The sequence below is a fragment of the Eubacterium barkeri genome (genome assembly GCF_900107125.1).
In the GTDB taxonomy this organism is placed as follows: domain Bacteria; phylum Bacillota; class Clostridia; order Eubacteriales; family Eubacteriaceae; genus Eubacterium_O; species Eubacterium_O barkeri.
In genome coordinates this window covers 21939-43294 of record NZ_FNOU01000008.1, presented here as the reverse complement: position 1 = coordinate 43294, position 21356 = coordinate 21939, and the positions used below count along the sequence as shown (strand labels likewise).

The 21356-nt window shown below is 49.4% G+C and carries 18 protein-coding genes; 5 read left to right on the top strand and 13 right to left on the bottom strand.

All coding sequences use genetic code 11. The annotated features are described in order from the left end of the window. Nucleotides 1–2: 2 nt before the first annotated feature. Nucleotides 3–740, bottom strand: coding sequence for an ABC transporter permease (locus tag BLU30_RS06360; protein ID WP_090244608.1), 738 nt, complete (start codon nucleotides 738–740; stop codon nucleotides 3–5). Beyond that, on the bottom strand, nucleotides 740–1651 hold the full coding sequence (locus tag BLU30_RS06355; RefSeq protein WP_090244606.1) for an ABC transporter ATP-binding protein: 912 nt from the start codon (nucleotides 1649–1651) through the stop codon (nucleotides 740–742). Before BLU30_RS06355 ends, BLU30_RS06360 begins: the two co-directional genes overlap by 1 nt. Before the next feature lie 162 nt (nucleotides 1652–1813). Between BLU30_RS06355 and BLU30_RS06350 the strand changes: the two genes are divergently transcribed. Both BLU30_RS06350 and BLU30_RS06345 read left to right on the top strand, forming a co-directional pair. Next, the gene (locus BLU30_RS06350; protein WP_090244605.1) at nucleotides 1814–2512 is read left to right on the top strand and encodes a response regulator transcription factor; all 699 of its coding nucleotides are present in this window, start codon (nucleotides 1814–1816) and stop codon (nucleotides 2510–2512) included. Then, nucleotides 2505–3737, top strand: coding sequence for a sensor histidine kinase (locus BLU30_RS06345; RefSeq protein WP_090244603.1), 1233 nt, complete (start codon nucleotides 2505–2507; stop codon nucleotides 3735–3737). The genes BLU30_RS06350 and BLU30_RS06345 overlap by 8 nt, the downstream gene beginning before the upstream one ends. Here the strand turns inward: BLU30_RS06345 and BLU30_RS06340 are convergent. Together BLU30_RS06340 and BLU30_RS06335 are read right to left on the bottom strand one after the other, a co-directional pair. After that, nucleotides 3734–4435, bottom strand: a complete 702-nt coding sequence (locus BLU30_RS06340; protein ID WP_090244600.1) for a CpsB/CapC family capsule biosynthesis tyrosine phosphatase — start codon at nucleotides 4433–4435, stop codon at nucleotides 3734–3736. The genes BLU30_RS06345 and BLU30_RS06340 overlap by 4 nt on opposite strands. 7 nt (nucleotides 4436–4442) lie before the next feature. Next, the gene (locus tag BLU30_RS06335; protein ID WP_090244598.1) at nucleotides 4443–5156 is read right to left on the bottom strand and encodes an alpha/beta fold hydrolase; all 714 of its coding nucleotides are present in this window, start codon (nucleotides 5154–5156) and stop codon (nucleotides 4443–4445) included. A gap of 705 nt (nucleotides 5157–5861) precedes the next feature. On the opposite strand from BLU30_RS06335, the gene BLU30_RS06330 reads away from it, so the two are divergent. From BLU30_RS06330 to BLU30_RS06320, 3 genes are read left to right on the top strand one after another with little or no spacing between them, the layout of a single operon-like run. After that, on the top strand, nucleotides 5862–7517 hold the full coding sequence (locus BLU30_RS06330; RefSeq protein WP_090244756.1) for a SpaH/EbpB family LPXTG-anchored major pilin: 1656 nt from the start codon (nucleotides 5862–5864) through the stop codon (nucleotides 7515–7517). Between the two features lie 35 nt (nucleotides 7518–7552). Beyond that, nucleotides 7553–8377: a class C sortase gene (locus tag BLU30_RS06325; protein WP_090244597.1), complete on the top strand. Its 825-nt coding sequence runs from the start codon at nucleotides 7553–7555 to the stop codon at nucleotides 8375–8377. Nucleotides 8378–8417: 40 nt separating this feature from the next. Continuing rightward, nucleotides 8418–12710 carry a SpaA isopeptide-forming pilin-related protein gene (locus tag BLU30_RS06320; protein WP_090244595.1) on the top strand — a complete coding sequence of 1431 codons (4293 nt, stop codon included), beginning with the start codon at nucleotides 8418–8420 and terminating at the stop codon, nucleotides 12708–12710. Nucleotides 12711–12792: 82 nt separating this feature from the next. Here the strand turns inward: BLU30_RS06320 and BLU30_RS06315 are convergent, their stop codons facing one another. The 9 genes from BLU30_RS06315 to BLU30_RS06275 form a co-directional block, all read right to left on the bottom strand. Next, entirely contained in the window at nucleotides 12793–13608 is an 816-nt protein-coding gene (locus BLU30_RS06315) for a MerR family transcriptional regulator (RefSeq protein WP_090244593.1), read from the bottom strand. Between the two features lie 108 nt (nucleotides 13609–13716). Beyond that, nucleotides 13717–14358: a DedA family protein gene (locus BLU30_RS06310; protein ID WP_090244591.1), complete on the bottom strand. Its 642-nt coding sequence runs from the start codon at nucleotides 14356–14358 to the stop codon at nucleotides 13717–13719. 84 nt (nucleotides 14359–14442) lie between these two features. Next, complete coding sequence (locus tag BLU30_RS06305) at nucleotides 14443–14859, bottom strand: YjdF family protein (protein ID WP_090244589.1); 417 nt, start codon at nucleotides 14857–14859, stop codon at nucleotides 14443–14445. 184 nt (nucleotides 14860–15043) lie between these two features. Then, nucleotides 15044–15856 (bottom strand): MBL fold metallo-hydrolase, encoded by an 813-nt coding sequence (locus BLU30_RS06300; protein WP_090244587.1) that lies wholly within the window; start codon nucleotides 15854–15856, stop codon nucleotides 15044–15046. Nucleotides 15857–15873: 17 nt separating this feature from the next. Further along, nucleotides 15874–17034 carry an aldo/keto reductase gene (locus tag BLU30_RS06295; RefSeq protein ID WP_090244585.1) on the bottom strand — a complete coding sequence of 387 codons (1161 nt, stop codon included), beginning with the start codon at nucleotides 17032–17034 and terminating at the stop codon, nucleotides 15874–15876. Between the two features lie 36 nt (nucleotides 17035–17070). Next, nucleotides 17071–17712, bottom strand: coding sequence for a GyrI-like domain-containing protein (locus BLU30_RS06290; RefSeq protein WP_090244583.1), 642 nt, complete (start codon nucleotides 17710–17712; stop codon nucleotides 17071–17073). A gap of 42 nt (nucleotides 17713–17754) precedes the next feature. Beyond that, the gene (locus tag BLU30_RS14675) at nucleotides 17755–18648 is read right to left on the bottom strand and encodes a low molecular weight protein-tyrosine-phosphatase (protein ID WP_090244581.1); all 894 of its coding nucleotides are present in this window, start codon (nucleotides 18646–18648) and stop codon (nucleotides 17755–17757) included. Continuing rightward, nucleotides 18645–20063, bottom strand: a complete 1419-nt coding sequence (locus tag BLU30_RS06280) for an ATP-binding protein (protein ID WP_090244579.1) — start codon at nucleotides 20061–20063, stop codon at nucleotides 18645–18647. Before BLU30_RS06280 ends, BLU30_RS14675 begins: the two co-directional genes overlap by 4 nt. A gap of 57 nt (nucleotides 20064–20120) precedes the next feature. After that, nucleotides 20121–21356, bottom strand: coding sequence for a Wadjet anti-phage system protein JetD domain-containing protein (locus BLU30_RS06275; protein WP_090244577.1), 1236 nt, complete (start codon nucleotides 21354–21356; stop codon nucleotides 20121–20123).

Genomic DNA, 21356 nt, shown 5'->3' with positions numbered 1-21356 from the left:
TTTTAAACCTCCCTTCGGACAAAGATTGCCCGGAATCCACCAAAGATAGCAATAAACCACAATCCCAGCAGGGCCAGGCCCAGATAATCGTAACTCGCCCAATAATAGTGGATCACCCGGGTTGCCGGGTTCCAATCCATTCCCACCACAGCCAGCACACCGTAATACCCCCAGGGCAAGATCTTTTGGATAACCTGGGGAAAATACAGGGAGAAAAGGCCGATGAAACTGCCCACCACCCCCACTGCCAGGGGAATCATCTGGTTGGGAAAAACCATGGATAGGCCGTATTGCAGGCTGTATATGGTCAGGCTTACCGCCAGAACCGATGCACTGTAGCCAAACAAGGGGCCAAGGGGTACTGGCCGGGGAAAGCCTAAAACCAGGCCCATCACCAAAAGGAACAGGGTTTGCAGGAGAACCACAATCAATACGTGCACCACACCACACAGCCACTTAGCATCGTAGATAGCTCCAGGCTTTGCAGTGGTCTCCAGCCATTTAAAGGTCTGTCCCTTGTGCTCTGCCTCACACAGACGGCTGGCCACCAGGGCCAGGGTTAGGGGTAGGAACATGGCATCGAGAATAGGAACGGTGTAGATCACATCCATCCAGCCATTAATGGGGTCCATTCGTGCCATATCAAAACCAAAGTAAAGAAGAATGGCCAAAAGAAAACATCCCTCCACCAGAAAAAGATGACGCCGCCGGCTTTTATAAAATTCCAGGGTGAACAGCATCACAAGCTCACCGCCCCTCCGGTAATGCGCAGGAAGATATCTTCCAAACTACTCTGGCGTTCCTCCATGCGCAAAAGGCCAATCCCCTTGCTAACCAGGGTCTGACTCAGTCGGGCCACATTGTCGTCCTTTAGAAGATTGAGCAGCAGATAATCCTCAGACCGGTGCCAATCCACCTTCGCCGCTGTCAGAATCTCTTCCGCACCAGGGTTGTCCGTGGTGCGAATGGCCAGGGCCCCTTGGCTAAGGGCATGGAGGACAGAGAGCTTGTCCTCAAAAATGAGCTGTCCCTCGTTAATGACCCCCACTACATCGGCCATTTGATCGATTTCCGACAGCAAGTGGCTGGAAATCAGCACCGTCATCCCGTAGCGCGCCGGCAAACTGATAATCAGTTCCCGGATTTCCTGGATGCCGGCGGGGTCTAAACCATTGGTGGGCTCGTCTAAAATCATCAGCCGGGGCCGCCCCAACAGGGCGATGGCCAGGCCCAGACGCTGCTTCATGCCCAGGCTGTATTCCCGCACCCGACGATCCTTAGCCTCGGACAGGCGCACGGCCCCCAAAGCTTCATGGATTTCTGCCATTCCCAGCCCCCGCATCCGGGCGGCCACCACCATATTCTCAAGGCCCGTTAAATGACCATAATAGCTGGGACTTTCAATTAAGCTGCCCACATCCCGGAGAAGGGACAGTCTGTTTTTCCCATCCATAGGCTGCCCAAAAAGGGTCACCCCGCCATCGCTGGGGTGGATGAGCCCCAATATCATTTTAAGGGTAGTTGTCTTTCCCGCACCATTGGGTCCCAAAAATCCATAGACCTTTTTCTCCGGGACATGGAGGCTTAAGTCACACACCCGGTCCACCTTACCGTAGCGTTTGCGTAAATCCTGGGTTTGTACAATATCCATCGGCATACCTCTTTCTTTTTTCGTTTCTTCGATTTTACCACCTCCGGCTTACACTCCCATGACGGCATCCTGACATTTACATTAAAAACGGCCCTGATACCTTGGTCCAAAGGGATCTATGGATTATAATAGATTTATGCTAACAAATTGGAGGAACGGTAAATGGGACGAAAAATATTATTGGTAGATGATGAACCCGCCCTGGGGCAGATGGTGGCCAAGCACCTTGTCCAGGCCGGTTATGAGGTGGCCACTGCCACCTGCTGTGCCCAGGCCCTGGATCTTTTTAACGCATCCTCCCCGGATGCCGTCCTCTTAGACATCATGCTCCCCGATGGCGATGGTTTTTCCCTCTTCGGTGCACTGCGCCGTGGGCGGCCAGACCTGCCGGTGCTCTTCCTCTCCGCCCGGGACGAGGACGCCGCCCGGCTAAAGGGCCTGGGTCTGGGGGCTGACGACTACATTACCAAACCCTTTCTCTTAAAGGAGCTGGAGCTGCGCATTGCCGCTGTCTTCCGCCGGGTGTACGGGGCTGATACTGACCATCACCTGAGACTGGGGGATATCCTGGTGAATTTTGACAGCGCTACCGTCACCCATGAAGATGGCCGTGGGGAAAGCCTCACTGCCAAGGAGTATGCCCTTTTGAAAAAACTGTGGGAGAACAGCGGCAAAATCGTCACCATCGACGCCCTCTGCGCAACCCTTTGGGATGGCGCGCTCATCGGCTATGAAAATACCCTGATGGTCCACATAAGGCGCCTGCGCAAAAAAATTGAGGCAGACCCTTCCCACCCCACCCGGCTCTTAACCGTCCGGGGGCTGGGCTATAAGCTCGTCGTGGAGGATTGTCATGATTAAGCACCTCCTCCGGGGAATGGGTATCTTTTCTGGTGCTGTCATCCTGTCCCTGGGCCTCTTAATGGTGGCCTTCCTCAGTTTGGCAGGCTACGCCGGCTATCTCGCCCGTCAGGGAATGGGGGATGCCGCAGTCCCCATCCGTCTTTTGTCCCAGGGACTCACCACCGATGAGACCAGTGGCTATGCCCTGTCCCCGGAGGGCCAGGACCTGCTTTTAGAATACGCTGCCTGGGCCATTCTGATCAACGATGAGGGGGAGATTATCTGGTCCCAGAACAAGCCCGGGGATATCCCCAGCCACTACACCCTATCGGACGTCGCCAGTTTTACCCATTGGTATCTGGGGGATTACCCCGTGACAGTGTGGAATCGGGGGGACGGCCTTCTCGTAGCCGGTAGTCCCCCGGGGATGCAGTGGAAATATAATTTCACCATTTCCATTGCCATTATGGATCTGTTAATACGGGGAATTCCAATCTTTTTCTTCACCCTGCTCATCGCAGTCATCCTTCTGGTCATCCTCATTCTCCATTACGGGCAAAAAAAAAGAGACCGCGCACGATCTGAATGGATTGACGGCATCAGCCATGATATTCGCACCCCCCTGGCCATCATTATGGGCAATGCCGAATCCCTCTTTTTAAATCCCAGGCTCCAGGGCTCCGCCGCCCAGGAGGCCAATGCCATCCTGACTGCCAGCCAAAATCTCCGGGACCTGGTCTCCGACCTGAACCTGACCATGCGCCTGGATTATGCCATGGAACCTTTGGGTCTTGAATCTGTGGCGCCAGCCCCCCTTTTACGTGCCCTGGGTGCGGAGGTCCTCAATAGCGGCCTGGCTTCCTCCCTGGAAATCAACATCGCCAATGAAGCCGAGAAGCGCATCCTCCGGGCAGACCCCTCACTCCTCCGCCGGGCACTGCTCAACCTGATCCAAAACGCCCTTCGGCACGGGGCAGAAAACACCCTGACCCTGGGCCTTACCATCCATAGCCGCCAGGTGATCTTCACCGTGACCAACGCCTGGCCCGACCTCACCCCTTCCCAGCTGGCACAGCTGGGTACTGCCCCACCAGCCCAGGGGAAAAGCACCGATGGCCTGGCCCCCCACGGCACCGGCCTCACCCTGGTCCGCCGCATCGCGGCGGTCCATAAGGGGCGGCTGGTCTTTACCTCACCGGAAGCAGGGCGGCTTCAGGCCGAACTGTGGATACCATCCCTTTAGCTAATGGGGTTTCCTCCGAGCAGTCTTCCCGGAACAGTCGTCATCAACGCCTCAAATCCCTGATCTCCCACAATGCTCCGGGCGTGTTGCGCCAGCTCATCAAATTGGGCATAGGCCCCTTCATCCCGGGCACCCGTGGCCAGGCAGTCAATCTCACCCGCCCTTAGGAGCCGGGTCAGGGTCTTTCGGGCGGCACTCCCATAATGGTCTGCTAAACTTAACAGGCTCCCCTGGGCCATCATTCCCAGGCGGCGATAATGAGCCAGCTTTTCCGGGGTGCACTGGATGGTTTCATAACGCTCTGGATTGGCCAGTAGCGGGGTATAGCCACGGTCCAAAAGTGCCATCAGCACAGCATCATCCCTGGGCAGCTCCGTTAGAAAAACCTTTCCCTTCCCCAGAGGGCAGAAGGAACCATCCCCAATGCGATGAAGGAGGGCATTATCAAATAATATTTCATTTCCCGGGTGAAGTTTCAGGTGCAGTCCAGCGGCATTCACCATCTCCTGCAATGTTCTTTGAACCGCTGCATTTTCTGCCACGCTTTGGGTATACCCCAAATGGGGCAGATAGCATACCGACAGCACAATATCCGTAAAGCCCAGGGCTGCAGCACGTTTGAAAATAGACAGGCTTTCGTTGGCGGTGGCCACACAGCCATCCGCACCGGGAAGAAAATGGGTGTGGAGATCAATCATCCTATCCTCATTTCTCTTTCATAAAGTCCACCATGGCCGCCACCGCTGCATTTTGCTGTTCCTCTGGGCTAATGGTGGCCGGAGGATCCCCCTTCTGGGCACCATAATTGCCAAATTGAGCATGGTTTCCACCCTCAATAACCACAATATTTTCCGTGTAGTTAATATTTTTTTCCAGGTTAGCATTAAAGGAGCCATAAACCGTCAGGGTTTTTTCCGGCGGGTAATCGCCATAAATATAGGCCCCTAAGAGAATCAGCCCCTCAACATCCTGGGGATGCCCTGCCGCATAGCTGCTGGCCATGGCCCCGCCCATGGAGTGTCCACCAATATACCACCGGCTGATTTCCGGAACCGCCGCATAGACCCCATCCGCCGCATTGGGATTGAAAATGGCCATATTATAAGGCATTTTCACCAGCACACAGGTAATGCCCTGGTCCTTTAGCTTTTCCAAAAGGGGCAGATAGGCCTTTGCCTCAACCTTGGCTCCGGGGTAAAAGATCAGACCCGTTCCGTTGGGATGCTCCGGATGCAGGATGGTTAAATCATCCGCCACCTCAATGGTTGAATCCGTAGTCATCACTGCCCGGGCGGTGGCATCAGCATGGTAGTAGTCTGAGGTGTACGCATAAAATCCCAGAATACACAGGGCTAAAAAAATGGCAAGTCCTAATCCCAGGCCTTTCAATCTCCGATGTTTTTTAAATTGTGCTTCCATTCTATCCTCCTCTTCAATGTGTTTTTCTGGCCATTATACCCCGTTTTTCTTGAGTCTTTAGCATAAGCTGATCCCCTCTGGTAATTATGAAAATCCATTCGAGCTGCTTCCAAAGGAGAGTAACTGAAAAATTTTTCTGCGAAGTCAATTAAAACCTTATCCCCAACCTGAGTCCCTCTGATTTCATTAATTCCTTTAAGATTACGAATATTCCTATAAACAATCGTATATTGAGTCCCATTATTTGCTTTCAGCCGGTTCTCAACAGAGTATCAAAATCCAGATCAATCCAACAGCCCTGTTAACAGGTCCCGGGTAGTAACCAGGTTACTCATCCAATCCTCACTTTCAATCTTTTTCTTTGGTGTCCTGATTAAAATCATTTTCATACTTCATGGTCTTATTGTCAATCTCTTTTTTTAAGAATAACCTGTGTTTTATCTGTATCCCTCCAACAACATTCCCTTAATGTCATATTAAATTCATTAATAAAGATTGTCCTCGATTGCAAAAGGTTTTATAATGGGCCCTAATCAATCAGATGATTGTCTCTAAACAGAACCATCCTCTCTGGCCAGACTGATGGGATTCCATTGAAAGATCCGATTTTTTCTAGAAAAAGCGGTTTGCTTTCTATTCCTTTGGCTCCCGATATTTTGACGCGTTGCTATCGGGCAAGATTCTAAGTATTTTGAGAGGTCCATTATGGAAAGGAAATTTCGTTTTACCATTATCCCTGTTGCGATTACTTTTTTCATTCTTATTTTACTGTCGTATCTCCCTGTTTTAGGGGCAGCGGCAAGTCCACCAAGCACCATTGACGATTCGATGAAAGGCCGTTGCAGTATGACCATTACTAAATATGGCGGTGATGGCTACACGCCCTCCAATGCAGCGCCCGGCACCTTAACTGGCACCACCGCAGATGCCCCCACAGGGGGAGACCCTCTTGCCAATGTCATTTTCACCACCCAAAAAGTTGCAGATTTAGTCCAGGAAGATAACGCCCTCCAATACAAGGTAACCTCCTCAGATTTTGCCAATTGGGCTGGAGCAGGCATCACCGTTGGTGAGGTCTACCCCAGTGCCACACTCCAGGCTTTAATCAATGGCAAAAAAGCCGGGGATTTGCAAGATATTTCCAACTGGACCGGACACATTGATTCCGAACCCACCAATGCCAATGGACAAACCGCTTTTTCAAATTTAGATTTTGGCTTGTACATCGTCGTTGAAACAGACTATCCCAGTAATGTCACCCAAAATGCTCTTCCCGTCTTAATCTCTCTTCCGATGTCCAATCAAAATGGAGACGGCTGGCTTTATCAAATTAGTCTCTATCCGAAAAACACCACGGCTTTAACAGAACTCGATAAACGAATTCTTACCGATCATGGGATAACGAAGAATTATGCGGTCTCCATCGGAGACACCATCAACTATGAAGTCCCCTTTACCGCGATTGTACCTGCCGAGGGACTAATCAGTCTGACCATCCGGGATACACCCGATATGGCGTTAAATTTAGATCCCCAATCGGTTAAAGTGTATCGTGGCCATGGCGATGGTAAAACCGAACTCACCCGAGATACCGACTATAGTGTTACTTCCGATGGCGGTAAGCTCGCCATCGATTTAAAATCCACCCATCTCAACACGTTAACCGCAGGTACCCAGGATTATACCGTAACGTATACGGGTGTTCTAAATGACCAGGCCGTTATGGGGCAAAAGGGACATACCAATACTGTCGCCTTTGATTATGTCAAAAAGGGAGATCCTCCCACAAAGGTTACAACCGTCAATTTGGATGATGCCCATCCTTCTCCTAAGGTTTATACCTATGGTATCCAGCTATCAAAACTGGGAGATAATGGAGCCAAGCTTCAAGATGTCACGTTCACCTGCCACCGGGATGGTCAGCCAACAATGACCTTTTACCATAATTTATCGGGTGCTTACTCCCCATCTACCGCCGCCGGTGCCCAGGAAAGCCTGTCCACCAACGCAAACGGACAAATCAATATCCGTGGTCTGGCCCCAGGTACCTACTATCTGACAGAAACTAAAACCAATACCGGATATCAACTTTTAAAAAATCCTGTTAAAGTTGAAATTATTCCTGTAGAAAACAGTCTAAGCGGTGCCGTCACGGCTAAAGTTTCCGATAAAGCCGTTACCATGCTGGACGAAGGTGGTGACAACACCACCGCTCTGGTCCCTCTGACTATTCAGAATAATCGTGGTTTCAATATGCCTGCTACTGGCAGCGCAGGGACCATTACCATGGTCCTCCTGGGGATTACCTTAGTCGCCGGAGCCACGATCTTACTGATTATCTGGAAGAAAAAGCAAGTTTAACCCATTGCCGCTGAGTCGGCCGAAGGATACTTGCTATGAAGAAAAAACTTGTTCCAGCACTCCTGTTCATCTGCCTGCTCTCAGGGCTGACCCTCTTGGCTTATCCCGCCATTAGCAACGCACTGAGAGACAGACAGCAGGACCAGGTATGGGGGCAATACGACTTGGCCGTAGCAGCACTTTCTGAAGCAGAACGGCAGGCTGTCCTTTCCGATGCCCGAACCTACAACAGCACCCTGGCCGATAGTGCCGTTCTGACTGACCCCTTCGATCCTGATGTCCTGCGCACTCTGGAAACGCCCTATCGTGATTTGCTCAATCCCAAGGGTAACAGTATTATGGGAATCCTATCCATTCCATCAATCTCCGTATCGGAAGCCATCTATCATGGCACCTCTGATTCCGTGCTGTCAACGGGCGTCGGTCATTTAGAAAACACCTCCCTCCCCGTGGGAGGGAGGGATACCCATGCCGTCATTTCTGGTCACGCCGGACTTCCCGGAGCCAGGATTTTTACGGACCTTGATAGTCTGGAAATCGGGGATGTTTTTTACCTGGATATCATCGGTGAACACCTCATCTATCAGGTTCGCCAAAAGAAAGTTGTCGATCCCCAAGACCTTGGGGATCTCCGTATCCAGCCCGGAGAAGATTTAGTGACCCTGGTGACCTGTACCCCGCCGGGTATCAACTCCCAGCGTCTCCTGGTCCAAGGCAGCCGCCTTTCCGAAAGCCAAAGGATGCCAGAAGCTCAGAAAGAGTCCTTCACCCTCACCTTTTGGCAGCTTTACTCCATGGTTCTCATCCTTGGAACGATTGTATCCATTGGATGTGGAATCCTTCTTTTTCGGCGCAAGTAGTATATTCCAGGGTGACCCCTGAACAGATAAGGAAAAAGCCATGAAATCACTGGAATCTTCTATTTTACTTTCTGTCCACACAAGCGTAACGATCTTAATACTCATGGCGATTTTCTGCCTTTTTCCCGGTTCAGTAAACGCCGGTGTGGATGCCAATGGACGATTAACCGCCGCGGCACCCTCTGATTTATTTGCCATGAGTTATATAAACGTCAGTAGTGGTGATCCCCTCTATACCAAGTATAATGATGAATGGACCCTGGCCCAGCAGGAATTTCTGGACAATACCCAGGGCGCTTTTCCCCAATCCATTTCGGGCATTACCCCCTGGAATGGCCAAGCTGGCACCGTCCCCACACCCGTTTCCGATGGTACCCGCCTGTGGTACAATATCGCCACTCCAGGTGAACTTCAGGCGGTTTTCAACCTGCCTGCTGCTACTTTAAATAACAAGGGGATTCGTTTAACAGCCGATTTAGACTTTAATGGTTATCGTTTTACGGCACTGGCCAATGCCACCAGTGCCAACAATTTCGCTGCCACCAGCATCCAGTTTGACGGCCAGGGCTATACCCTCTATAATTTCTATTCCGATACCGGTTTTATCCGGGCAACCGGAAATAGTACGACCATTAAAAATCTGAAATTTAAGAATGTCGTATTGGCTTCCACCGCCGCCAACGCTGGCATCGGCACCCGCCCCCTCAGCCTCTTTGGCTCCCATGATGCCGCCAACCTTCGCAATCAGGTTTTAAGCAATATCCGAATTGATAATGCCATGACCGTGAATAATACCTATGCCTCGATCTTAACCTTTGGCGGGTACCAAATTGATCGATGTTTTTTAACCAATGCTTATGTCCTGGCTAAAAACCATGGAACTACCGTTTCCCTCCAAACCAGTACGACTGGTCAAACCATCAGTAACACCGGGGTTGTCAATGGTTATGTCATTACTGGGGGGCACTCCGGGGGGTTTGCCAGCTGTTATGGCAATGCCAACGCTATTTCAGCGACCTTTTCAAACTGTTTTGCCAATATCAAAGTATATTGCTCTGCCGATAAAGCCGGGACTTTCTTTGGCTATAAAACAACGGGCAATCTCACCTTCACCGATTGCTTTACCACCGGACGGTGTGAGGGTACCCAGGATGTCGGCGGTTTTTACGCCGGTGCAGATGGCAGCGGTACCGTCAACTTTACCCGTTGTTATACCACCGCTCAGGTCGGTGTCCTTACCGCCGGTGCCAATCTCGGTGGCTTCATTGGCAACACAACCAATTCAACCTATCGCTTTGCCGATTGCTACGCCGCTGGGGAGGTGGGTTCCTTAAAAACCTTGCCCAGTCAAACCGGAACCCAGGGTGGTTTTTCCGGAGATTATAAAAGCGGCTTAGTTTTCACCAACTGTTATTACGATAAACAAACCTCCGCCATGCGGGAAAAAGGTTTTGGGGGGAACAGCTACACCCAATCCACCCAACCCACAACAACCCTGGCCGGTATCCTGACCACAGGGGCCGATGGACAAACCGGTTTGACGGAAGCCCCAGGTACCGCTGGATTTAAAGGCTTTTCAAGCAATAACTCAGGCTGGCGTTATCGCTCGGGTTCCTACCCTCAACTGACGGCCTTCTCTGATGGGGATTCATCCCTTTGGGGTGAGGATGCCGATCTGGTTCAGGCCAACTCCCTGGCCTCGGTCACCACTGTCTATCTTGATACCTGGAACAGCGGGTACAACAACCGAACGCTCCCCACCACTGTGTACGACACCGTCCGGGATATTACGGTCCGTTTTCCCATGGCGACCATGGATAACCTCACCTGGGCTTTAGGGGTCTACACCCGCCTAAGCGACGGTTCCCTGGGCTATCGCCCGGCCCAAACCATCATTGGCAGCGGTGCCGGTGCAGCCTTTAAGCGTACCCTTTCCGTTGTCACGCTGGGACAACTGGGTGGAAAAAACTACGTTGTCGATTCGGCGCCAGGGGTGGAATGGGTCAATGCCCTGGTCACCCAAGGGGATCAAACTGCCCGGCGGGAAATTCGTCTGGTTCCCACCTGTACCCTGTCTCCCGGTGCCGATGTCGTTCAATCCATTGGTTCCACCTATGACCACCGGGGTGTTCCTTCAATAACTACGCCAGTGCTCACCTACAGCACCGCCCCCATTCTGGACACTAATGGCGCCATGGACCCCAATACTGGGGAATTTGATCCTGCCAAAGCGGTGTATACCTTTGATAACACCTACAACAAGGCCACCAATTCCAGCACCCGCCTGAACTATGCCGACGGAGCCTCCCCCCTTACCAGTCATCGGATTCATGCCCTGCTGGCTAAACTCGCACCAGATACCCTGACGGCTGGAACAGTCATCACATCCAGTACCCTCCAGGGCTGGATTCAAAACCCTGTGGATAATGGCAGTTATCTGGCCCTGGATAAAAAATGGACAGCCCAGACCCCATTTGTCAAGGGGGAGGACGGCTATTATTATATGGATTATGTCTGGGAGCTTTCTGATGGCCGTTTCATTCGAAACGGTAAAATTATTTCTTTAAAGGACAATACCCATCAGGTCTCCATTACCGTAGTCAATACTGATGGCACTCCCAATGCAGAAGCTGCCCTTATCGGCGCCTCGGCCACAGGATCCAGCCTGAGTTCTACGCCATTCTCCAATACTCAGGCTACCTTTAACGACGGCACCCCCGTGTACCTGTCCTATCGGCTTGTGCCAGGAAGCGATGGTCTGCCCCGCTATGCCGTGACGAACCTTAGCCTATCCTCGGGCAGCACCACCACCGGATGGACGACAGCCAGCCCTGTTGAATCTCCTGATGGGACCCATTACCAACTGACCAAAGCCGCTTACGATCTCTTTAAGAGCCCCGATGGCTCGGGGTATGTGGTTGAAAAGGGAAGTATCCTCCGGGATTATCTGTTGGCGACCCTATCCGGTGGAACCAAGGTCCTCACCCTGAACTGTAACGCAACCCAGCCTTTGGACAACGGGGAAGTCCTTTCCTATAAGGATTTGGCAGAGGATGCCAAGCTGCAAATTACCGTCGCACGGGTATACAACACCTTCTTCATCGATCCCATTCGAGCCACACCCCAGAATCCTTATGTCAGCATCAATTCAGGGATTCTGTCCGGTAATTCCGTCGGTGCTGCCCCGGCTCAAAATCCCGGTGCTACGGTGAATGCCCAGGGCAACTATCTGGAATTTAAAGAGTGGAACACCAAAGCCGATGGAACCGGAACCCCCTACGCACCGGAGCAAACCATTCAAAACAGCGATGCTAAATATTATGCTGTTTATCGCCCTTTGGCCATGAGCCTTCAAAAACGCTTAGACGGCAGTACCACTGAAGGAGGCACCCGCCTCAGCACCGATATTGGAAAACCTGTGGGTGTCAGCCTCGCCCTGACCATGGAGCGTCCCAGTGCCGGACTGACGGCCCTTGACATCACCGACACGGCGGATGCCGGGCTAAGCCTCCTGCCCAATACCCTGGCCATCTATAGCGGCACCAACGCCCAGGGCACACGCCTTACCCAAGGTGTCGATTATACCCAAAGCCTTGATAAAGGGACATTAACCATTCACTTTTCAAGTGACTTTTTGGCTCAGACAACACCATGGAATCCCAATTTCTATATTCATTACACCATGGTCCCCACGGCGGATGCCCTCCTTGGTCAACAGGGAAATCAAAATACAGCTGCGTTAAATTATCATGCCGGGGATGGATTAACCAGCACCATTAAAGCCCCACCCTGTGTGCTTTACACCTACGGGCTCACCATTGAAAAATTAGGTGAAGGCGCCGCCCTTTTAAGCAGTACCCAACTGGCGGGGGTTCGCTTTACCCTCACCCGGGCCGATGGCACCGTCCTCGAATTCAAACCCATTGTCAGCGGGGCCTATACCGGCAGCATGATCCCCCAAACGGGAGGAAGCCCAGTACTGGAAACCAATGCCCAGGGAAAAATCACCCTTCGGGGTATTGGACCCGGCACCTATTATTTAACCGAAACCCATACCCTCCCAGGGTATCAGCTGCTTAAACGGCCCGTCCTCCTCGTCATCACCACCGTAGATGGCTCAACGGGGAAGGTCCAGGCTACGGTCGATGGTCGAACCGCTTCCCTGGCAAATGATGGATCCAGCACCTCGGCGATTCTCCCCATGACCATTAAAAACTATCCCGGCTTTGCCCTCCCGGCCAGTGGCAGCTTCAGCCTTCTGGGAGCCATCATTGCTGGCAGTGTCCTTTTAGGCGCTTCTGCCCTATTCACCCTTCGGTACTGGCGCCACTAGCCCAATGTTTCTACCTCAACATAACCAAAAGCTCTGCCATCCCATCATCGATCGCAGAGCTTTTGATAACCAATTTTTTTATTTATTGTTTTTTCACCGGATAACACACCTCGGTAACATATTCTTCGGGGTTCTGTGTTTCGTGGGGACTGACATGGTAGATATTAAAGGCCGGACCATCATAGGCATAGCCGTTGGCCTCTACCCATGCCGCCACGGCGGTATTGACCTCATTAATCAAATCATAGGGCCCCTTATACGTTGCACTGGCAAAGGTGACTGCCGGCATTTTCTTAAAGCGTACATTGTCGGTATCGGGGTACTCACCCCGCACCGTCTTTTGGGCCTCTACATCCACATCGGATTCCTTATACTCTCCATCATAAAAGATGACACTGCAATAGCAGGGATCGCCGGGGATTACATTCATCCCGGCTGTTTCCTTCATCATGATCTCCCACAACATTCCCTCCTGGTCGTAACTGGGAATCAGCCGATGCACACTGGCAACCTGACGCTCGGGCAGGGTTTTAATACTGACATTATAGTCCATTTTTTCGTCCTTTCTCAGCCTTTTAATGGCTGTATCCAGGAGTCGCAAACGCTTGTCTGTTTCTTCTTGCAGCACGGACAGCTCCGCCCGCTTAATGTACAGACATTTTTCAAGCTGGGAGCGGTTTTCGTAACAGCCCAATATCTCGTGGATGGCCGCTAATCCAAACCCCATGTCCCGAAGTGCCACGATACGCCCAATAGTGGGGAGCTGAGACTCACTGTAATACCGATATCCCGTAAAGGTATCGGTCATCGCAGGCTTTAGCAGTCCATTATCATCGTAGTAGCGCAGCATCCGAATGCTGACCCTGGATATTTTTGAAAAATCACCAATTTTTAACATTCGATTCCTCCACACGTGTGTTTTGTTGAGCTCACCATTATCATAATGCCTCACACCATGTCAGAGTCAACGGGTTATTTTCATTTTTAATGGACCATCTCTATATCCTTAAGTAAAATCCCCTTTATCTTGACTTCCCTTGTTTTTTCTTTCTTTATGGATAAACCACCCTACCCCCACAAGTACCAGAATAAGGATAACCACCAGCACCACCATCGTATATTGCTCAAAATAGGGGATGACGCTTTCCCAGGCATTGCCCAGACTGGCCCCAATCACCACCAGAACCGTATTCCACACCAGGCTTCCCATCAGGGTAAGGAAAAAGAACCAGGGCAGCCCCATTTTTGCAAATCCCGCAGGGATGGAAATCAGGCTTCGCACAACGGGAATGCAGCGACAGATCAGGACCGCTCTCCCCTCGTAACGGGCAAACCAATGCTCAGCCTGATCCACCGCCTCGGGTTTCAGATGCAGTACCCGGCCAAAGCGACCGGCAAAAAGGCGCCGCAGACGCTCAGCCTGGAGCACATGCCCCAGACCATAAAGTACCGCAGCTCCAGCCAAAGACCCCAGGGTCGCCACTAAAATGACAAAGGGAACAGAAAGACCCGTATGAGCCGTCGCCGCACCGCCAAAGAGCAGGACCACCTCCGATGGAATGGGCGGAAAGATATTTTCTACAAAGATCAACAAAAAAATCCCAAGGTAACCAAATTGGTCAATCCAATCAATAATGTAGGCTTGCATAGCAGGTCTCCGTTCATGTTTTCCATATTATACGTTATGAAACCGGATTGCTTTGCATCGACTTTATTTTTAATTATTTCTTAATCATCGTCCCCGATGCTTGGCCTTCTTTTTTTGCTGCTTTAATTCAAATTTCCGCTGGTTCTCTGCCTCCTGACGCTGCCGTCGCTTCTGCTTCTGCTCTCCCTTGGACCGTTCCCGCTGCCTTTGTAAGGCCTGCTGGGATTTGGTGCCGATCCCCAGGGTCTGTAACTGCCTCTTCACCTCTCGTTGAATGCGTTTGGGATTCTTTCTTTTTTCTCTGACCGGGACGGTCACCGCTGGACTAAAATCCAGGCCCTCATATTGGGATAAAATGAAGGCATAAATTTCACTGTCACTGGGTTCTGCTCCAAAGACAACCTTGGATACCGATAATTCCCCATTTTCAGTGCGTTCAAAAACACCAACCCAAAAGGGTGCTTCAAAAAAAACCGTTAAGCTTCCCGTTACTTTGTCCATGACAATTCCCTCCTTGGATATGTAATGAACAAAGAATGGACGACCCGGAGGGGAAGGTTACTGACACCATCCCAAGGGATGGTACGGCCGGGCTACCTACCGGCTCTGGTACCTGATGGTACGTTGCGTTTTTATCTTTGCAATTCTATTGTAACCCAAACCCTTTCTCCGTCAAGAATTTCTTTTAAGGATCGATTTCAATCACCATGCCCACACCAACCTCCTGTACCGGCAATGCCGCCATCATCTTAGTCTTGGCCAGAAGGGAAACACAATGGCAGGGATACACTGCATCGATGCGGTTCGCCTTCAAATGGGCAATGGTCCCATCCAGCTGAGGTGAATCTTCCAAAAGATGGAAGCCGCCGAGAACACCAAGAATACGCTCCTCCCCACACACTTTTTGAGCGTAATCCACGATATTGCAAATTCCACTGTGGGAGCAGCCCGTCATGATAAAAATCCCCTCCCCGTTCTGGTAGACCAGAGCACTGTCGTCCCGAAGGGTATCAGCTGCCACACATCCATCCACAATCGTCCTTCCAATGGTCGGACAGGCTTCAAAGTCATTCTCCCGGGGAATCTCCCCTAAAAAGATCAGCCTTTCTGAGAGATGACGCACCCCGGATGTCGGAGTATACCGGGTGATCCTTTCGATCTCCGCGGAATTATAGGGTGCCCCTATAAATTCTTCCCCGTCATATTTGGGTAAGAAGCAATGGGGATGGGCACACAGCATCACCCCGGAGAGATCAATATTTTCCTGCAAAAACCGAAGCCCATTGGTATGATCATTATGCCCATGGGATAGGACAATATGGGTCAGGTCCTCCAAATGAATGCCTGCCCGCCGGGCATTTGAAAGCAAAACCTCCGAATAGCCGGTATCGAAGAGCACACGGTTTTCCCCATCCTCGATATAGTAGCTGACCCCTGGCTCCCCGAGGTAATATTCATCAATTAAGGTATGGTTATCCACCAAAATGGTCAGTTTCATTGGCTTGTTCCCCTCTTTCACTTAGAAGGCATCTTCGGGAAAAGATCACTGGATTCAAATTTTTGGGCAACTTCCTTTAGGTATTGTCGCACGGGCAAATGCTGTGGGCAGCTCTTTTCACATTGACCGCAGGCAATACAGTCTTTCGGATTACTCCCGGCAGCAATAGAAATATTGTGATAGTACAACACCTGGGAAGAAGAGCTCCCCGTAGTCCTCTCCAGACTATTGTACAATGCAAAATATGAGGGAATCATAATATTCTTCGGGCATCCGGAAGTGCAATATCCACAGGTGGTACAGCCAATCGCCGTATTTTGGCGAATGATCTCCACTACCTCTTGAATAATTTTCTGTTCTTCTGAATTAAGCGGTTTAAAATCCAGGAAGGTTTCAGTATTTTCTTCTACCTGCTCCATTCTGTTCATTCCGCTCAATACCCGGATCACACCTTCTTGTCCAGCTGCAAAACGCAGGGCCCAGCTCGCAATGGAGGCCTCTGGTGCATACGCTCGCATCCGCTGTTGTGCTGCCTCTGGAATATTGACCAGGGTCCCCCCTTTACATGGCTCCATGACCATAACAGGTTTATGATATTTCCGGGAAATCGCCAGGCAATTTCGCGATTGAATGGTGGGGTCCTCCCAATCGATGTAATTAATCTGCAATTGTACAAAATCAATGATTTTTCCATATTTGGCCAAGACAGTATCGAGTAATTCTGGTTGATCATGAAAGGACATTCCAATATATTTAATCAGCCCGGCATCCTTCTGCGCTTTTACAAAATCAAAGACATGGTATCGCTCACTTTTGGCATAAACATTACTTCCCATGTTGTGAATGAGGTAATAATCAAAGTAGTCTACACCACAGCTGGAAAGCTGCCCCTGGAAAATCCTGGAAAGATCTTCCTCGTCCTTAAAGTCTCTGAGGGGCAGCTTTGTGGCTAACTCATAAGATTCCCTGGGATGTCTTTCCACCAATGCTTTCCGAACCGCCGCCTCCGCCTGATGGTTATGATAGGTATAGGCTGTATCAAAATAAGTGAAGCCCTTTTCCAGGAAGCGGTCGAATAACACGTCTATCTTTTTAAAATCAAAGGAAGTTTGATCCTCTTTTTTCAGCAATGGCAATCGCATGCAGCCAAAACCAAATTTTTTCCCATCTGTCATCATTTATTTTCTCCCTTCCCCTCAATGAAAATAATATCCTCAGCCCTTGACTGCCCCAGTAATGGGATGACGAATCACAGTACGCCATTTTTCCGGGGCAACCCGCCGGGCATCGGAAAGGTATATTTCATGGTGACGGCGCGTTTCTGAAAAGTCACTCACATACCCCTGCTCCGCCACATAAGCATCCATAATGGCGACGGTGGCCGGCTCATCATCGTAAGGACCAACGTGGAGAATCTGGGCGCAGAGCCCTTCCTCCACTCCCAGGTACTCTGCCCTGGAGCAATCCAGCTTTTTCTTCTGCTGGACAGACTGCACCGCCCAGTCAAAATCCTTAGGGGTCACGAAATCCGGCAAGCGAATCATGGAAATCCATTGGAAGGTCGATTTGTCCCCGTAATCCACACCAGCCACGCCGTTCTGCCACCAGAATCCCTCCAGGGGCGGCACCACGTATTCAAAGAATCCCTCAATGTGATAATCACTTTTGTAGCTCATTTTTAAGGTATAGGCTAAGGGATAGAGAATTTCCATGGCCCGCTGGTACTCACCCCCTTCCACATTGGGGTCCCCTGCGCCCCGGACCGCAATGTAATGCATGGGTGGCAGGGTCAAGATTTCTGGTTTCTTTTTTGCCATATAAAATTCTTTGAATTCCTTTTTAAAATCAAAGGTCATGGGTGGATCCTCCTTTATCGATTTCCCTCATCCCGATTTTCATTATCCCTGAATCTGCTCCAACAGCACTCTAACATCCTTAGCGATCAGGGGCTGCATCGTCTCCGGATACCGTGTTCCGTCAATATCTTCGATGGCCTGGCCTACCATCTGCCCCAGTTTAGGCTGGTAGCGCACCACATCCTTAAGGGCCCCTAAGGCCTGACGCACCACTGTGGGCTTTTCATCCAGGAGGATGGACAATGCTGACGGGAGATATTTATCCAACAATCCATCCTGGTCCCATTTCCCCTGCTTGCAGAGCAGCCGAAAACCCCGTACCCGTAAATAGGTGCGTTGGTCCTGTACCATAGCGGCGAATCTTTCGGTGAAGGGATAGAGCATCCCAGATGCATCCGAAAGCTGCTCCAGGGTTTGAAGTGCTCGATAAGCCGTGGTATTATCCTTTCCCTCTAAGCAATCAAGTCCCGCCAGCACCGCCTGAAGCTTGTCCAAAAATGCCCTGCATCCCGTTACAATATCCCCATAGGTTTCATCAAAGCGGCCACTGTACCAGGGGTCCGAAATAGAGGCATCCCTTTCGGCGAAGGATAATAATTTGTAAATCTTTCCCCCGGTGTGGCCGGTGATCCGTTGGATATTTCGGATATTGGCATCATCCATCCCGATTAAATAATCGTAGGCGGCATAATCCGATGCCCTCAGCTGAACCGCCCGTTTCCCCCGACAATCTATCCCATGTTTCTTAAGAACCTCCCGGGCATTTGGATACACCGGGTTGCCCACCCCATTCCAGATTTCTTCCGAGCTGGTCGCTGCCGATTGGATCAAGACACGATCCGACATTCCCAGCCGATCCACCATATCCTTTAAGACGAACTCGGCCATTGGGGAACGGCAGATATTGCCGTGGCAAACGAAGAGTATTTTAATCATAATTCATTCACCTGCCATTTTCCGGAACGGTTATTACCGATACGAATGACACATCCACGGCTCTGTAATTCTGCCATTATTCGCTTCACTGTGCGCAATGACAGACCTGTCTGTTCTTTGATTTGGTTCTGTGTAATCCTAGGGTTGTACCGGATGAGCGCCAGCACCTTTTCCTCATCGGTTTGATTGGTGTCAATGGTGCCAGGAATGGTGTCACTGGCACCATTGACGGTCCCTGTTTCGATTCTTCGGAACATTTTTACCCGAAAATCCCCGTCATAATCAAGAAACTCTGGTTCCGGCAGACCATATTCTCTACATTCCTGAATAATACGGGGAATACCGCTCCCCCATTTTTCAATAATTTTCATGTAAGAAAAGGCATTTGCAACGGCGCGGTTACGTATTTTAGAATAGCCCTCCATCATCTTGGCGATAGAGACCCCGTTCAAGAGCATACCGGGGGAAGTGACCTCCAATCGGTCATCAAACAGTGCAATCTGGATATTGCCTGGTTCCAAGTAGCTGCGATGGGCAATGGAATTAGCAATCAGCTCACGCACACTATCCAGAGGAAGCTCGTACACATCCTGCCGTTGAACGCCCCGTATTATCATTCCACGATTGATTTTCTCTAATACATACTGGAAGGCCGCCTCCATCTGGTCTTGTACAGAATCTCCAAACTCACGCCGGTCTACAAAATAAGTCCGATCCTTACCTTTGAAAATACCACACTGCACGACAGGCTGTGCTTGTGCTATCCCAGTGAGAAGTGCATAAGCATTGGTAGGAACAATAACGCCCTCTTTTTCTGCCAGAACACCCCATGAAAGGAGTATGTTCTTAGTGACATCCCGAACTTTGGTCTTCTCGGACTCAGCTACAGTATTACGAATAGCCATTGTCTTCATATTGTCACATAGTTTCGCAATATCTTTCTCAGTTACGGTCAGACCTTCCACAGGCTCGCAGTCATAATACCGATTCTGTCCTTCGAGAATCAATTCCTGTACCTGATAGCGTTCTGCATGACGTGTGGTACCACTCACACGGATATATGTCCCATCCAGAATGCCTTGGCTCTTGATATAGTAAGGACGTGGCATACCGGGCAAGATTTCCACCTCAATAATTGCCTTGCCCTCCACCTCCTGGACACCAACACTGGGGGTGATTTTCGGCTCACAACTGTCAAAGATCGCATTGGTAATGGCATCCATCTTCTGAAAAATTTCTTCTCTGGTAAAACCCGTGATCTTCCAAGTGTTATTCTCCACACCAAAGATTAGCTTGCCACCCTTACCATTGGCAAAGGCCACAACTGTTTTCATATACTTTTCGCTTTTGACCGGAAGATCTTCTTTAAATTCCACATTATCAGATTCTCCAGCAAAGATTTCTTCTGCTGTCATTGGTCGAACCTCCCATCTTTCCTGAATATTCTATGCTAATTGCAGATATATCACTCGTCAAAAAGCAAAATCAACTTCATCGCTCTTCATTAATGACAAACTTACGATTTCCTGCTCCAACTTCACATTGTTTTCCAGCATGTAATTCACAACATTCATATACATATTCATATTTTTTAGTTCTTTGAGTCGGTTTTTGTCATTCTCTGTCAAACTTTGCAAACAGAATTTATATTTCTCATTTCGCAATTCCCCAGCGGACATACTAAATAATTGAAATACGATACCCGTAATCTCACACAAGTTATGGTGGATCCACAAACCTCCTGCATCAATATCCCCAAAGTGTATGTAATCAATATCTTGATTTGTTTGATGTATCAATTTTATAAAATCCCTTTGATATCGATTTGCATACCCACCAAGATAAAATATGACAGTATCTTTATCGTTATATCTAAGATACGCCGTACGATTCTCGATGGTCATAAACCGATTTGCTCTAATTTTAACCGACTCGATATTGGAAAAATCAGAAACCGTCATTTCAATTCCGTTGGAAAATCCACTTATATCGACGGTTTTACCCAAGACTGTCATTATCATATTACCCTTAACACATAACTTCTGTGGCTCTTTTAAAATATGATAATCCAACAATATTTCATCCATCAATTCTGTATCACAACAACTTTCATTGGCATATTTTTTGAGAATTGTACATACGGATTTCAATGTCTTATTTTCAAGAAACTTTGAGTCTCCATAAACCTTCATGGAGACTTCCCTTATGTACAGCATTTCCTTATTTTTCTCAATGAAAGCTATTGCTTTTAATATATTATCAAGTTCATCAATATTTTTTGCTATCTTTCGATTTTCAATAGACTTCGATAAAATTCTACACTCTTTTTTGCATATTAGTGATACATTTTGATATTGTTTTACAATGGATTTCATTTTCTGAAGCTGCATATCCTTCGATATATATCCGTATTGATCATACAGGTATTGCTCAATGACTGTAATCTTAGCATCCACTAAATAGATACACTTAATTTGTGTTCCAAAGCGCTCTATTTCGCTAGTAACAAAACCTTTCTTAGACAAGCCTTCCACAGTATGGTTAAGTTTTGTTATTTTTTCAAAATCACCATCATTGGCATTGTACTTATTGTAGATTTTTTCGGGATTGATCTGTGTTCTTTTATTGATTCTATTATCACCCGTATCTTTCTTGCTTTTACGGTAATTCTCTACCAAGCATTTAAGTAATTTTTCTTCGTATTCCAC

Bases quoted from the DNA above. Each gene is read 5' to 3' on its own strand.
- BLU30_RS06320 (WP_090244595.1), top strand. From the start codon at position 8,418: ATGAAATCACTGGAATCTTCTATTTTACTTTCTGTCCACACAAGCGTA.
- BLU30_RS06325 (WP_090244597.1), top strand. From the start codon at position 7,553: ATGAAGAAAAAACTTGTTCCAGCACTCCTGTTCATCTGCCTGCTCTCA.
- BLU30_RS06350 (WP_090244605.1), top strand. From the start codon at position 1,814: ATGGGACGAAAAATATTATTGGTAGATGATGAACCCGCCCTGGGGCAG.
- BLU30_RS06330 (WP_090244756.1), top strand. From the start codon at position 5,862: ATGGAAAGGAAATTTCGTTTTACCATTATCCCTGTTGCGATTACTTTT.
- BLU30_RS06290 (WP_090244583.1), bottom strand. From the start codon at position 17,712: ATGACCTTTGATTTTAAAAAGGAATTCAAAGAATTTTATATGGCAAAA.
- BLU30_RS06300 (WP_090244587.1), bottom strand. From the start codon at position 15,856: ATGAAACTGACCATTTTGGTGGATAACCATACCTTAATTGATGAATAT.
- BLU30_RS06345 (WP_090244603.1), top strand. From the start codon at position 2,505: ATGATTAAGCACCTCCTCCGGGGAATGGGTATCTTTTCTGGTGCTGTC.
- BLU30_RS06360 (WP_090244608.1), bottom strand. From the start codon at position 740: ATGCTGTTCACCCTGGAATTTTATAAAAGCCGGCGGCGTCATCTTTTT.
- BLU30_RS06295 (WP_090244585.1), bottom strand. From the start codon at position 17,034: ATGATGACAGATGGGAAAAAATTTGGTTTTGGCTGCATGCGATTGCCA.
- BLU30_RS14675 (WP_090244581.1), bottom strand. From the start codon at position 18,648: ATGATTAAAATACTCTTCGTTTGCCACGGCAATATCTGCCGTTCCCCA.
- BLU30_RS06335 (WP_090244598.1), bottom strand. From the start codon at position 5,156: ATGGAAGCACAATTTAAAAAACATCGGAGATTGAAAGGCCTGGGATTA.
- BLU30_RS06310 (WP_090244591.1), bottom strand. From the start codon at position 14,358: ATGCAAGCCTACATTATTGATTGGATTGACCAATTTGGTTACCTTGGG.
- BLU30_RS06340 (WP_090244600.1), bottom strand. From the start codon at position 4,435: ATGATTGATCTCCACACCCATTTTCTTCCCGGTGCGGATGGCTGTGTG.
- BLU30_RS06355 (WP_090244606.1), bottom strand. From the start codon at position 1,651: ATGGATATTGTACAAACCCAGGATTTACGCAAACGCTACGGTAAGGTG.
- BLU30_RS06305 (WP_090244589.1), bottom strand. From the start codon at position 14,859: ATGGACAAAGTAACGGGAAGCTTAACGGTTTTTTTTGAAGCACCCTTT.
- BLU30_RS06315 (WP_090244593.1), bottom strand. From the start codon at position 13,608: ATGTTAAAAATTGGTGATTTTTCAAAAATATCCAGGGTCAGCATTCGG.
- BLU30_RS06280 (WP_090244579.1), bottom strand. From the start codon at position 20,063: ATGACAGCAGAAGAAATCTTTGCTGGAGAATCTGATAATGTGGAATTT.